The sequence below is a fragment of the Paenibacillus agaridevorans genome, from assembly GCF_018604145.1.
GTDB classification, from domain to species: domain Bacteria; phylum Bacillota; class Bacilli; order Paenibacillales; family Paenibacillaceae; genus Pristimantibacillus; species Pristimantibacillus agaridevorans.
On sequence record NZ_CP075889.1, the window covers coordinates 8,875,319 to 8,889,223 of the forward strand.

Here is a 13,905-nt window from a genome sequence, read left to right on the forward strand (position 1 = left end):
GGCAATGACCGCGGAAATAATGGATACAGGAGTGACCTGCATGTTTTGGACCAAAGAGAAGCTCGAAGCCAGAATCAAAGAGTTGAAGTCGTTCCGTTATCGAGATGCCATTCCATTGACGGGGCTCCGCATGAAGATCGACGGGGAAGGGGCGAACGGAGAGTACCCGACCGAGGACGGCGAGTGGACGCCTGTTCGGCTGGGCGATTGCTGGCAAGGTCGCGATGTCTATCGCTGGCTGGCGGTCGACGCGCTGCTCCCTGCCGAGTGGGCCGGGCGTTCGGTGCTTGCCCGATTTGATCTGGGGGCGACGGGAGGCGGGAACAATAGCGGCTTCGAATCGCTTTTGTTTCTGAACGGCAGCCCTTATCAGGGAGTCGATACCAACCATGACGAGGTGTTCCTTCCCGAAGAACTGCTGGGGAAGCAGGTCAGCCTCCGGCTCCGACTATGGTCCGGCATGGGCGGTTATGAGCCGGATGCGATTCTGGAGCACAGGCTTGGTCGCGCCGAGCTTGCTTGGCTGGATGAAGCGACCGACGATTTGTATTTTACCGGCCGCGCCGTATTGGAGACTTCCATACTCTTGCAAGACGGGCAGACAGAGAAATATGAATTGTTGACGGCTCTCGACAGGTCGCTCCACCTGCTGGATTGGTCTCATCCCGGATCCGAGGTTTTCTATGAATCGGTACAGGAAGCTCGCGGGCGGCTTCGCGCCGAGTTGGCGAGACTCCCCAAGCATCATCCCGTCGAGGTGCAATGCATCGGGCATACTCATATCGACGTAGCCTGGCTGTGGCGGCTGACCCACACGCGGGAGAAAGCGGCCCGTTCGTTCTCTACGGCGCTTCGGCTGATGGAGCAGTATCCGGATTACGTGTTCTTGCAGACGATGCCGCAGCTGTATGCTTATATCAAAAAGGATTATCCCGAGCTATACGAGCAAATTCGGGAGCGAGTCAAGGAGGGGCGCTGGGAAGCGGGCGGGGCCATGTGGCTGGAGGCGGACTGCAACCTCGCGTCGGGCGAATCGCTGGTACGTCAGCTGTTGTACGGCATTCGTTTCTTTCGGGAGGAGTTCGGGACGGAATGCAGCTATCTATGGCTGCCCGACGTGTTCGGCTACAGCTGGGCGATGCCGCAATTGCTTCGCAAATGCGGCATCAAGACGTTCATGACGACCAAGATCAGCTGGAATCAATATAACCGGATGCCCCACGATACGTTTATATGGCGAGGCATCGACGGCACCGAGATCATCACGCACTTTATTACGACGCCCAGTCCGGGCGCCAAGGAAGGCACGTTCTTCTACACGTACAACGGCGGAATTACGCCTTATTCGATTCAAGGCATCTGGGAGGCATACCGTGATAAAGCCGTCAACCGGAAGCTTCTGCTCGCCTATGGTCATGGCGACGGCGGCGGCGGCGTCACCCGGGAGATGCTGGAGCTTCGCCGAAGAATCGCGGATATGCCCGGATTGCCCCAAGTGACGACAGGACGCGCCGATGCGTACTTTGAACAGCTCAAGGAAGAGCTTGAATCAACGGATCAATACGTGCATACATGGGATGGCGAGTTGTATTTGGAGCTGCATCGCGGGACGTATACGAGTCAAGCCTATAACAAACGGATGAACCGGAAGCTGGAGCTGGCGCTGCGCGAGGCGGAATGGCTGAACTTGGTCGCGGCAGCCCGGGGCGATTGGCGGCTCTACGCCGGGAGGGAGTTGCACGACGCCTGGATTATCGTAATGCGCAACCAATTCCACGACATTATCCCTGGCTCTGCGATTCGGGAGGTGTACGAGGATTGTCGACTGGAGTATGCCGAGGCCGAGCAGTTGATTGACGGCGCCAGGCGGCAAGCGGAGTTGTCGTTGATTGCTGGGGATGCGGAGGCAGAAGCCAATCATGGTGATGCAGTGCATACCGTGCTGAACAGCGCCAGTTGGACAAGGAGCGATCTGGTGTGCATTTCCAGTGCTGGCGCGGAAAGCGACGGCGAATGGAGGGATGTCGCCGGCGCGAGGCTGCGCTCTCAACGTGCGGCGGACGGGCAATGGCTCGTAGAGATGAGGGACGTCCCGCCGCTCGGATGGTCTGTTATCCGGTTTGCCTCCGGGTCCGAGACTAGCACACCCGGGTTGTCTGGCGATGTAGGGGATGCTCCCTTCCGTTGGAACGGAAACGGCCTTTGCACGCCGCATTACGAGCTGGCTTGGAATGATGCCGGTCAACTGACCCGGATATATGATCGGGAAGCGGCCAGATCCGTATTGTCCCCTAAGTCGCGCGGCAATGTCTTCCAGGTATTCGAGGATAAGCCGAAGAGCAGGCATGAGGCTTGGGATATCGATCTGTTTTATCAGCAAAAAATGAGAGAGATGACCGACTTTAAGGGAGCGGAGCTCATGGAGCTTGGCGAGCTTCGCGCTGTCGTTCGATTCCGGTGGGGGTATATGGATTCCGTACTCGAACAAGATATGATCGTCTATAGGGAGAGCCGCCGCATCGATTACGTCACCCGTGTCGACTGGCACGAGCAGCGGCAACTGCTGAAGGTCGCCTTTCCCGTCGACATCAGAGCCGTCGAAGCGACCTACGACATCCAGTTCGGGAACATCAAACGTTCCACGCATTGGAACACGAGCTGGGATTACGCACGGTTCGAAAGCGTCGGCCACCAGTGGGCGGATTTGTCCGAGCGGGATTACGGCGTCAGCCTGTTGAACGATTGCAAGTACGGCTACGATATCAAGGACGGCGTCATGCGCCTTACGCTGATTAAATCCGCGCTCGTTCCGGATGCGACGGCCGATCAGGGCGAACACCTCTTCACCTATTCACTGCTGCCGCATGCCGGGGATTGGCTGCAAGGCAACACGGTTCGGGAGGCATGGGATGTGAACAATCCGCTAAGCTGCTTGGCGGGTGAGGCGGCTCAACCGTCCTTCTCGTTGATCGGCTTGTCCGCCGAGAATGTCGTCGTAGACGCGATTAAGAAAGCGGAGGATGGGGACGCCATTATTGTCCGGCTGCATGAATTCGCCGGTTGTCGAGGCCGCGTCCGGCTCGATTGCAGCATGCGGCTTGACTCCTGGCAAGAATGCGACTTGCTGGAGAGGCCCGAGGGCGAGCTTCATACAGAGCAGACCGTTACCTTCGATATCAAGCCTTACGAGATCAAGACGTTCCTGATACGTGTGTAGATTACCGTTCGGAGGCAGATGAGCTTGAAAAGCCGGACTACACATTTCCCCAGAGGAACAATCACGGAGGAGCCGTATGCAATGACTCACATGTTCAGATCTGAGAGAGGCTTATGCGCAAGCGCATAGGCCTCCTCGATTGTAAATAGCTTTTGCAGGACAGTGGCAAAAGAGCTTCAGTGTAACCGCTTGGCTCAAGGCAAGATGCATATGCTATTCTTAATATTTTAAATCCAGATACCCAATCGTAAATACCGGTCATTTTAATGGGAGAGGCTGTTCAAGTACAGTAAATTATGTAAGCGATTACAATATGAGGAGAGGTGGAAGCGAGGCAGCAGGTGCGTCATTAGCTTGTCCAAGGTTCACAAATTTGAGAGGAGTGTTCAATTAATGCGGTTGAAGAGCAAGAGGGTTAACAGATTGGTTAACATGTCGCTATGCATGCTGTTAGCGCTAATGACAGTTATGATAGGAGGCAAGCCGGATTCGTCCTTCGCCGAGTCCAACAATGCGCTGTATTCCGAGGAGTTGCAACTGCCGGATATTCCGGGAACGGAATGGATTATCCCTGCGCCTGTCAATGAATGCGCCAATCCCGACCCCGCCTGGATCTTCTGCGATGACTTCGAAGAGGATCGCAGCAATCAGTATTTTGAGGGCAAGTCCTATGTTAGCAATAATCGTACAGCCGGAGAGGGTTGGGGCGGGTCGACCGCTGTGAAAGGCGCCTTCAAACAAGGCGTTGCCAGCGCCGGCGGCATGAAGGTCGCCTTCGGCAAGACGCCAAGCGCTTACGAGGCTCCTGTCTCGCGAGAAGGGGAAATCATTCGTGAAATTTATTATCGCATGTATTTGAAGCATGACGAGAATTGGATTGGCGGCGGCGGATATAAGCTGTCAAGGGTCACGACGCTTACACCGGGATGGGCCCAGCCTTTCATCGGTCATCTCTGGAGCGGCAACAGCGGCGATCCGAAGGAAAATTACTTGCTGCTGGATCCCGCATCCGGAACGGATGAGGCAGGCAACTTGCAGACCACCAAATATAACGACTTTGACAATTTACGGTGGCTGAACATTAAGCAGGGGCTTACCCCTATCTTCAGCGAGGACTACATTGGCAAGTGGTACAGTATTGAGGTTCATATCAAGCTGAATGATCCCGGAGAGTCCAACGGCGTCTTCGAGTATTGGATTAACAATACGCTGCAAGCCAGCAAGACGAATATGAACTGGGTGGGCAATTATGATGCCTATGGCATTAACACGGTTCTGTTCGAGAACTTCTGGAACAACGGCGCTCCTCAGGATCAGAATCGCTACTTTGATAATATCGTAATCAGCACCGAGAAGATTGACAAAGATATGGTGGTAAATCCGGCTGGCGTATCCGGCGGCAACGCGGAGCTCGGTTGGAGTGCGCCCGACGGTCTGGTTGAAGGCGGCGAGCTTATCGTAACAACGGATGGAACGTTCGACTTCGGCGATCTGGGGCCAACGATGCTGTATCGTCAAACGTTGTCGGATGAAACTTCAGGAACAGCCTTATCACTCAATAATCCTGTCGGGAGGGGGACGGTTGTCGGTGACGCATCCGGTACGCCTACAGTGGCAGCCGTGCCGGAGCTTCCGTACGGCAAAGGGCTCGAGATAGGAACGCCTATTAAGAAGTTCTATGTCCTTGATAACCAGACGCATATGGAGTATTATGAGCACTATTATCTCTACTGGCCTGCCGAGCACCAGGACAACTCGTACAGTGATCTGCAGACGTGGACAGAAGGTTGGGGAGTCAAAGGGATCTGGCACTACCTGGATTCGAACGGTTACGCCCGCAATAACAAATCCGACATTTATACCACTACACCAGGATGGTATTCTTCAGGCAAATATTTTACACCCGGCTACAAGTACACTTCCAACGATTCTCCGATTTCAACGGGAGACAGGACCGCAAGCGGAATACTAGATCCTAACGACAGGACTCGTTGGCGTTCGGCCCCGCTGGTGAGGCAGTTGTGGGTAAAAAGCGGACCAATTGCCGGTTCGGCGGTGGACTCGGACGGCTTGTATCGATTGACAGATACGAGTTTCGGAATGGTTACGGATAAGGACTATGCGGGAACCGGTCTGTTTAGCGCGAACGATGCAGACCCGATTGGCTTCGATCGCATTTCAGTGCCGGGTCATGTTGGAGGCCTTGATATTAATAAACAACAGCATCTCTACTATGCGGATATTTATCAAGCCGTTGGTCCAGGCGCCGCAGCCCGGATCGAAATTACGGATAATGCGAGCTACGACGCATCGAAGAAAATCACAATTCTGGATATCCAGGACTGGGCAAGCGATGAAGTCAAAGCGACGATCCGCAAGGGCATCTTCTATGATGAGTCTCTGGCAGGCAAGCATATTCATCTGCATGATGCAGAGAACAACCATACGTATATCGGGCAGCTCAATGAGAATGCTCCGGTGGCAACGGCGCCGGGGGTTCCAACGAATGTGATGGCCGAAGCGGGCGACGGGCAGGCAACGATTACATTCACGGCGCCAGAGGATGACGGGGGAGACGCGATTACGGGATATACCGTGACCGCCACTCCCGGCGAGACGATCATGACAGGCACGGATAGCCCGATCGTCTTTACCGGCTTGAACAACGGCACATCCTACACCTTTACGGTGAAAGCGGTTAATAACGCGGGAAGCGGCTTTCCTTCCTCCGCATCCAATGCAGTAACGCCAAACGGAGCGATAGTTGGGTTGGTTACGCCGGTATTTACCGAGGTTGAGGATGCGAATTTCAAGCTAGGCGTACTCATTGAAGGCGAGGACTTCACCTTGCAGGAAGGCGGGACCGTAACGATTGCCGACCGGGGGCAGTCGCATACAACGGGAAATCCGCTTGGGAACATGTTTTTGAATTGGGATAAAACCGGTCATTTGCTGGGTTGGGAGTTTAACGTCCCGGAATCCGGCGTCTATCGGATCGGGATGAAATACTCCTCCTCTTCGCCCACCTCGGTCAGGGATCTTCAGGTGGATGGAGGGACGACGTATCGATTCCACTACCCAAGGACGCTCGGGGGATGGAGCGACTATGACCAGGCATTGCTGCAGGACGCCGAGGGCAACGATCTTCTGTTCGAGCTTGCGGCAGGCACTCATACCATTCAAATGATGAATATAACTTCCGGCCTTAATCTGGATTACATCGTCCTGCACAAGATGGGCGATGATCCAACCGAACCGTTGACCAGCGGGACGGCAAGCCTAACCGGAAGCCAAGCAACCGTACAAGCGGGCAGCGATCTGGCGTTGACCGTTGGCGTCTCGGAGCTTGAGGGCAGCTTTACGGGGCTTGATGTCATCGTCGATTATGATCCCGACGTGCTGTCGTTCGACACGATTACGGATGGCACATCGACTTCGCTGGCGGGATCGGCGATTGAGGTGCTGCAGCCGAAGTATGCGATTGCAAGCGCCGTCCAGACAACTCAAGGCAAACTGCGAGTGATCATGTTCACGCAGGATGACCAGGATGCGATCCAGGCTGCAAGCCCGTTATTCAAGCTGCATGCTAAAGTGAAGGAAGATGCGGCGCCGGGAGAAACAATCGTCACGCTGGAGCAGTTCGAAGCGTCGTTATTCGACGCAGCGATAGAGATAGACACAAGCTCGGCCAGCTACTCGTTCGCTGTGCGACTGGCAGACAACGGCGCGCTGGAAACAGCGATTGCCAATGCGAGACTTCTTCACTCGCAAGCGACGGAAGGCACGCTTCCGGGACAATACGCTGCAGGCTCCAAGACGATACTGGAGGGTGCAATCCTCTCTGCGGCCGAGGTGAGCGAGGACGTGCTGGCGACGCAAGCGGAAGTGGATGCGGCGCTGCAAGCTCTGAATGCCGCGATCACTGCGTTTCATCAGTCTGTCATCCCTGGCGTAATCGTAGACAAGACAGTCTTGGCCGGGAAGTTGGCTTCCGCTCAGAATCGGTACAATAAAGCGGAAGAAGGCAACAAGGTCGGACTGTATGAATCAGGCTCACGACAAGCGTTGAATGACGCGATTGTCGCAGCAAACGGTGTGTACACGCTTGGAAGCGCGACTCAGGCTCAAGTCAATCAAGCCGTCACGACGCTGGATGAGGCAGTGTCTATCTTCGCCGGCAAGATCGTAACCCTGGTGCCTGGCGCTACATCGGTTTCAATCAGGGACTTGACCATCGCCGCACGTTACTATGGCGTCACTCAAGGGGATGCGAGCTGGAGTGAAATTGAGAAAGCGGATGTGCTGGATCATGGTGAAATTACAATTGAAACGCTAGCCGCGCTTGCCCAGATGATTCTGGACGATTGGCTGCTGGAGTAGGAGTAGTTTAGAAGGCTGTGTAAACCAGTTTATTCGGGGAGAAGATGCGAAGTCTTCTTCCCTCTTCATGTTATAAGCTTCCTATGATCTCGGGAGGCGAAGGCTTCCATTGCAGCAGTCGGCCATGACGGTGGAGGAAATTGCGCTGCGGTGCGGTTTCACAAGCCGCGAGTCCGGTAGAGTTTATTAATTTTCGAGTAAACATCATAACTATAAGCCATACCAGCTCGCATTTTCCAGGAGTATGCTTAATCATAAATACATACTTTCCAGGAGGTGCCAATCTCATTGGCTGAACAAACAGGAAGGCCCGAATTTTGGAGAACGACCTTGGATGAGTTGGAGCAGCAAATCAACACGTTGAAGAAGGGGAAGGCCACGATTGCCGGAAGCTCTGCAGGTGGCCGGCCTATTTATCAGGTCACGTATGGAGAGAAAGAAGATTTCCATCGGCAAGCTAATTACAGTTCAGCCTGCGGTGCGCGCAATCCCAATTATTATGCGGATAAATCGAACGGCGCGAAGCCTGTCCTCTATATCATCGGCGGTGTACATGGCGGCGAGCTTGAGGGCATTGCAGGGGTCCTAAATTTGATCCGCGTATTGGAGACCGGCGAAGATTATCGCGGTCAACGTTGGGACGCTTTGTATACGAAACAGGAGCGATTCCGGATCATTCTTATTCCATGCGCCAACCCGGACGGCCGGGCTCGCGTCCCAGTCGACACCATGGTGGGACAAAGCTACGAGATGTTCAGGCGTTTTGTTCAAGGCACTTGGAAGGATGGTACATTATGTGATTGGCCTGGCTGCAAGAGCGTCCACCCGATTAAGGAGCATGTGGAACTGTTAGGAGGTTATTTCAATGACGATGGCGTTAATATCGTACACGATCGGTTCTATGATCCTATGGCCGAGGAGACCAAGCTGCTGCTTCGGATTGCTGAGCTTGAGGCGGCAGACTTCTGTCTGCATCTCCATGGCGGCGATAACTGCATCAATCATATTCTTAAAACCGCGTATGTCAATCGTAGGGTTCGAGAGGGTCAGAATCGATTTAACCGGATGGTTCAGGAGGCTTGCGAGTTAAGAGAACTGGAGTATTACGTTAATGATACGGAATCCCGTCCAGAAGACGGAGACCGCCCGCTGCATTCTGCATCGATTCCGCCATGCATCATGTTTGCGGGGGGATCAGTTGCACATACGAGACGAATATGGGATTGGATTACAGTCGATTAAGATGCACGCATGACGAAATATTGGATCATCATTTACTATTATTCGAAACATTGTTTAGATTTTATGACGAATGATCCAAGGAGGAGCATGGAAAAAGGTAAGCGGTTACAGGGAAAGGGGAGGATGATTAGAGGTCAGGTGGCCAGAATGGACTGAGATTTGTGCCGTATTTGAAAAGTCGAGGGGAGTGTTCATCTCATGAGGCTTAAGTGCAAGAAGCTATTCAAGCTGGTTAACATGTCGCTTTGTCTGATGGTAGCGTTTGTGTGTATAGTCGCAGGCGGCATTCCGAATTCGTCCTTTGCGGAGACAAGCTACGTGCTGTACTCAGAAGAATTGCAGCTTGCAGATATTCCTGGTACGGAATGAATTATTCCGGCGCTTGGTCAATGAATGCGCTAATCCAGATCCGGCGTGGATTTTCTGTGATGATTTCGAAGAGAATCGCAGTACTCAGTATTTCGAAGGCGCAGCGTTAGTCAGTAACAATCGGACAGCCGATGCAGGCTGGGACGGCTCGACTGCTGTGAAAGGAGCTTTCAAGAAAGGTGTTGTGGGGGCAGGAGGCACGAAAGTCGCATTCGGCAAGACGCCACCTCTACCCTCGGCCTTTCGAAGACGTGCGACCTCCAGCTTTGCAAAGCAAAGCCGCTTCGGAAGCATGAGGCGGGTTTTATCGCCAATAAGAAAAGGAGCTGTCTCAAAAGTATGATCGCTCGCTTGATGAAATAGCTCACTTGTTGAATCAAACGTCAAAACGAAGAAATGGCGGTGCTAGGGTAGGGCGTTACCCCTGCACCGCCATTTCTGGCTTTGGTCTATTGCGCCTCAGTGAGCAAATTGTGAGCGAGCGAAAGCCACCCGACCTCAAGACTTACCTTCGGCAGCCTCGAAGCAGGAACGTCGTTATCGTTACTGTTACGAGCTCCATAGTCGTTATTAACGTCTATGGAAAGTATTTGTTGCTGTTGCGAGCTCCATAGTCGTTAATAACGTCTATGGGATGTATTTGTTGCTGTTGCGAGCTCCATAGTCGTTATTAACGTCTATGGGATGTATTTGTTGCTGTTACGAGCTCCATAGTCGTTATTAACGTCTATGGAAAGTATTTGTTGCTGTTGCGAGCTCCATAGTCGTTATTAACGTCTATGGAAAGTATTTGTTGCTGTTGCGAGCTCCATAGTCGTTAATAACGTCTATGGGATGTATTTGTTGCTGTTACGAGCTCCATAGTCGTTAACAACGCCTATGGGATGTATTTGTTGCTGTTACGAGCTCCATAGTCGTTAACAACGCCTATGGGATGTATTTGTTGCTGTTGCGAGCTCCATAGACGTTATTAACGCCTATGGGATGTTGTTGTTGCAGTTTTAGCGTTCAGGGAACTAAGAGTTGCTCTAAACTACGGATAATGGCCGCTTTCTCATACCCGGAACCGCTCCACCTGGCGCCTAAGATTGGCGGATTGCTCCCGCATCGTCTCGGTGGATGCGGCAATCTCTTGCATGGCGGCAATCTGTTCTTGGGTAGAAGCTGCCGCATCTTGGGCGTTTTGGCGGATAAGTTCCGCAATATCGGCGACCTGCCGGGCTTCTTGCAGCGTCGATCGTACGACTTCGCTTTGGCTCGAGACGTAAGAGGCTACATCCTCCACGATCCGGGAGACGGCGCCGGTATCTCCGACGATGGCTTGCAGCGCAGCTGCCGCCTCCTGGCTATTGCCGGCTTCCCGGTCGGCTAACGAAGATTGATCCGCGATGGCCGACGCCGTATGGCGGACTTCCTCCCGCATTTCTCCGATCAGCCTGTTAATGTCATGAACCGCATTCGCGCTATTGGCGGCAAGCTTTTTTACTTCGCCGGCAACGACCGCAAAGCCCTGTCCGTGTTCTCCCGCATGAGCGGCCTCGATGGAAGCGTTAAGCGCCAGCAGATGCGTCTGATCCGCCAGCTCACCGACGAGACCGGAGATCGTATCGATCTCTTCTGCCCAACGCTCCAACTCGCGAACGGAGCGAAGCGAATCCCTGCTGGAAGCGGCAAGCTTGCGCATGCCTTCGACCGATAAACGGATAGACTCGGCGTTGCTGCCGATCGCTACTGCCATCCTCGCCGTTGTTTCAACGGCTTCGTCGGCCTGGCGGCTAATATCGTCCGTCGCTTGTACGACCCGTTCGACGGAGGTGAGCATGGCTTCCGCGCCCTGCGCCTGACGATCGACTCTCTTGGCGATATCGTCCATCGTGCCGGCGATCCGCTCGGCATGCTGCGCGGCTTCGCCCGCGGATGCCCGAAGCTGTTCGGAGTTGGCATCGGCAACCTTTGAACCATCGGAAATGCCGCTGATCATACCCCGCAAGCTGTCGATCATGCGGGAGAAGGATAGTCCGAGCTCCCGCATCTCGTCGTCGGAGCGTACATGGTTGATCTGGACATGCAGATCGCCTGCCGCGGCTTCGTTGGCTGCGCGGGTTAACACGATCAGCGGCCGAACCAGCCATCTCGCAGCCAGCCATCCCAGCAAGCCTGTCCAGAATATGCCTAGAGCGAGCGTCAAGCCGACGAAGATCCAGCCGGAGACTTGATCCCGCAACGCGGGCTGAACGACCAGCAGGCAGAATGCGCTGGTTCCGTAAGTGACGATGGATACGGCTACAATACCCATCACCATTTTGGCTACAATACCGAATTTTTTACCGGTCATAGATGTCGTCTCCTTTGGGCAGTTTGTCTATATTGTATCAGTTTGGGAGATGCTGGTGTGTGACGATGATCACTATCGGCCCGGATTCGACATATTTCGGCAGGTGCACTAAATTGAAGAACAGGGTAGTTATTGACTCTGCCTTGGAAAATTGATGTAATAGGAGGGAATGACAGAGAGGAGCAGGTACATGAACAGGGAGCTGAAAAGAAGGCTTCATCGTGATTATTTAAAGGTTTATCGCATATCGGAGCTTATTTCCAACGGCGTATTTTTAGCCGTTATTCTGACTTATCTCGGGCTGGCGCTTGCGTTCGACTGGACGCTGCTGCCCGTTTGGATCTGTGCGGGGTTGCTGGTCCTGTCGCTGATCGTATTTACATGGATCGTGCCCGGGGTGAAGTATAAGCGATTCCGCTACGAGCTGTTCGAGGAGGAGCTGGAGATCGAGTCCGGCATCATTTTTATCAGCAACGTGCTGGTGCCCATGGTTCGCGTCCAGCATGTCGAGCTAGGCAGCGGTCCGCTCATGCGCAAATTCGAGCTGGCCTCCATATCGGTTGTTACTGCCGCTACGACCCATAAAATCAGCGGATTGAAGCGGGACGACGCGGAGCAATTAAAGAGAAGCATAGGCAAGCTTGCCAAGGTGGACGAAGGCGATGAATGAACGTAGATCCCTTCATCCGTTGTATATTGCGTATGGGTTTCTCAGCGTTATTAAAGGTTTGCTGCCGCTAATAATAATCATGCTGCTTAGAGGTGTAAATTGGGATAAAGTACTGCAATGGTATTGGATTGCAGGAGCCGCGGGACTGTTTGCGCTGATGCTGGTCTTAAGCTATTTGCAATGGAAGCGGTTCGGCTTTTGGCTGGAGAACGATCGGATCGTGATCCGATCAGGTCTATTGTTTCGCGAAGAGAAGACGATCTACTATTCCCGAATTCATTCCGTCAATGTCGAGCAGCCGCTCATCCAACGATTACTCCGAACCGCGCAGCTTAAGATAGAGACGCCAGGCGGCGGCCAGAAGTCGGATGGCATCCTGCATGTGCTATCCGTTGCCGAAGCGAATCGGATCAAGGAGCAGCTTAGGGCGCATGCCGAAGGAACGGCTGCCACGACTGCGACGGCTGCCGCGGCAGCCAGGCGGGAGCTTGCGCATCCGAATGGCGATGCTGCAGAAACGCGTGAGGAGGCCCTTTTGCTTGATGATGCACTTCTGTCTGATGAAGCGGGAGAGAAGACTAGTGCGACTACATCTAGCGAAGGGCAAGTTCGACAGCTGCAAACTCCTGCTGGAAGCAATGGTACCTTACGTCAAGCGGAAGACTCCGTCAGGCTGGATACGGGACAATTGTTCAAGGCGGCTGCTACGTCGCTGAACTTCGGACTTGCGATCGCGTTTATCGGCGGCTTGTATTCGTTCGCCGACGATTTTCTGGAGCTGCTGCTGCCCGATGGTTTTTTTGAGCATCTGATAGAGGATACCCAAAGCTTGATGTCGAGCGTTCTGTTTATTGTTGGTATAGCCGTATTCGTCATCTTGTTTGCATGGGTGTTGTCCATCGGGTTATTCATACTGAAGTTTAGCGGCTTTACCATGGGCAGAGCGGGTCAACAGGTGAGCATCTCCTACGGATTGCTGGAGAAGAAGTCGTACGTGTTCGATCCGAAGAACGTGCAGGCCGTCATTATTAACGAAAGTATTTTGCGTCAATGGATCGGATTCGCGGAGGTGAGGCTGCAGATCGTCTCGTCCGACAAGCAGGAGCAGCTGATGCTGCATCCATTCGTCGCATTCCGGGATATTGACTCGCTGCTGGCGCGTTTCGTACCGGGCATGCGCGTATTCGATCCCAGGGAGCTGTCGGCCGCTCCTGCCAAGGCGCTGCTTTATTATCTCCGAGTGCCTTATATCATCGCCGTAATGATTAGCGCGGCTTGCATCGGATTTTTCGGCGTGGCCGGAATCTGGTCGGTGTTCCTGTTTCCTTTGGTCTACGCCTGGAGGAAAAGCTGTCATCGCGCAGCGGGAGGACTGCTCAAAGAGGGGCAGCTCACGCTGAGACATCGGCTGCTGCACAGAACGACTTATCTCGTGCGCAGACCCCGTATCGTTGCCCTTAAGGCGAAAAGCACGGCAGCTCAGCGTCGTAAAGGATTGTCATCGGTAGCTGTCCATGCGCTTGGCAGCGGCACGGCTTTCGGCGTGACGTGTCTGGATCGCAACCAAGTCGAAGAAGTGTGGCAATGGTATAGTCGGCATCCTGCGGCAAAAAAAGAGAAACGGAATTCTTGATTTTTTTTCGGCTATTGGCATCGGTGTACGGGACCTTCCCGTTCGCCGATTTTTTTTTC

7 protein-coding genes are annotated in these 13,905 nt (G+C 53.6%); 6 read left to right on the plus strand and 1 reads right to left on the minus strand.

From position 1 onward, the window contains the following. The first annotated feature begins 40 nt into the window (after positions 1-40). The 4 genes from KJW29_RS35290 to KJW29_RS35305 all read left to right on the plus strand — a co-directional run bounded on the left by KJW29_RS35290 (position 41) and on the right by KJW29_RS35305 (position 9,208). Positions 41-3,217, plus strand: a complete 3,177-nt coding sequence (locus tag KJW29_RS35290) for an alpha-mannosidase (protein WP_214628174.1) — start codon at positions 41-43, stop codon at positions 3,215-3,217. A 393-nt stretch (positions 3,218-3,610) separates the two neighbouring features. Beyond that, positions 3,611-7,597 (plus strand): fibronectin type III domain-containing protein, encoded by a 3,987-nt coding sequence (locus KJW29_RS35295; protein ID WP_214628175.1) that lies wholly within the window; start codon positions 3,611-3,613, stop codon positions 7,595-7,597. 288 nt (positions 7,598-7,885) lie between these two features. Then, entirely contained in the window at positions 7,886-8,839 is a 954-nt protein-coding gene (locus KJW29_RS35300; protein ID WP_214628176.1) for a M14 family zinc carboxypeptidase, read from the plus strand. A 198-nt stretch (positions 8,840-9,037) separates the two neighbouring features. Continuing rightward, positions 9,038-9,208, plus strand: coding sequence for a hypothetical protein (locus KJW29_RS35305; RefSeq protein WP_214628177.1), 171 nt, complete (start codon positions 9,038-9,040; stop codon positions 9,206-9,208). Between the two features lie 1,054 nt (positions 9,209-10,262). Here the strand turns inward: KJW29_RS35305 and KJW29_RS35310 are convergent. Further along, positions 10,263-11,543, minus strand: a complete 1,281-nt coding sequence (locus KJW29_RS35310) for a methyl-accepting chemotaxis protein (protein ID WP_214628178.1) — start codon at positions 11,541-11,543, stop codon at positions 10,263-10,265. 190 nt (positions 11,544-11,733) lie between these two features. On the opposite strand from KJW29_RS35310, the gene KJW29_RS35315 reads away from it, so the two are divergent. Together KJW29_RS35315 and KJW29_RS35320 are read left to right on the plus strand one after the other, a co-directional pair. Continuing rightward, the gene (locus KJW29_RS35315; protein ID WP_108996028.1) at positions 11,734-12,213 is read left to right on the plus strand and encodes a PH domain-containing protein; all 480 of its coding nucleotides are present in this window, start codon (positions 11,734-11,736) and stop codon (positions 12,211-12,213) included. Beyond that, complete coding sequence (locus KJW29_RS35320) at positions 12,206-13,846, plus strand: PH domain-containing protein (protein ID WP_214628179.1); 1,641 nt, start codon at positions 12,206-12,208, stop codon at positions 13,844-13,846. The genes KJW29_RS35315 and KJW29_RS35320 overlap by 8 nt, the downstream gene beginning before the upstream one ends. Positions 13,847-13,905: the final 59 nt, after the last annotated feature.

Coding starts and splice junctions, on each gene's coding strand:
- KJW29_RS35295 (WP_214628175.1), top strand. CDS start 3,611: ATGCGGTTGAAGAGCAAGAGGGTTAACAGATTGGTTAACATGTCGCTA.
- KJW29_RS35305 (WP_214628177.1), top strand. CDS start 9,038: ATGAGGCTTAAGTGCAAGAAGCTATTCAAGCTGGTTAACATGTCGCTT.
- KJW29_RS35310 (WP_214628178.1), bottom strand. CDS start 11,543: ATGACCGGTAAAAAATTCGGTATTGTAGCCAAAATGGTGATGGGTATT.
- KJW29_RS35315 (WP_108996028.1), top strand. CDS start 11,734: ATGAACAGGGAGCTGAAAAGAAGGCTTCATCGTGATTATTTAAAGGTT.
- KJW29_RS35320 (WP_214628179.1), top strand. CDS start 12,206: ATGAATGAACGTAGATCCCTTCATCCGTTGTATATTGCGTATGGGTTT.
- KJW29_RS35290 (WP_214628174.1), top strand. CDS start 41: ATGTTTTGGACCAAAGAGAAGCTCGAAGCCAGAATCAAAGAGTTGAAG.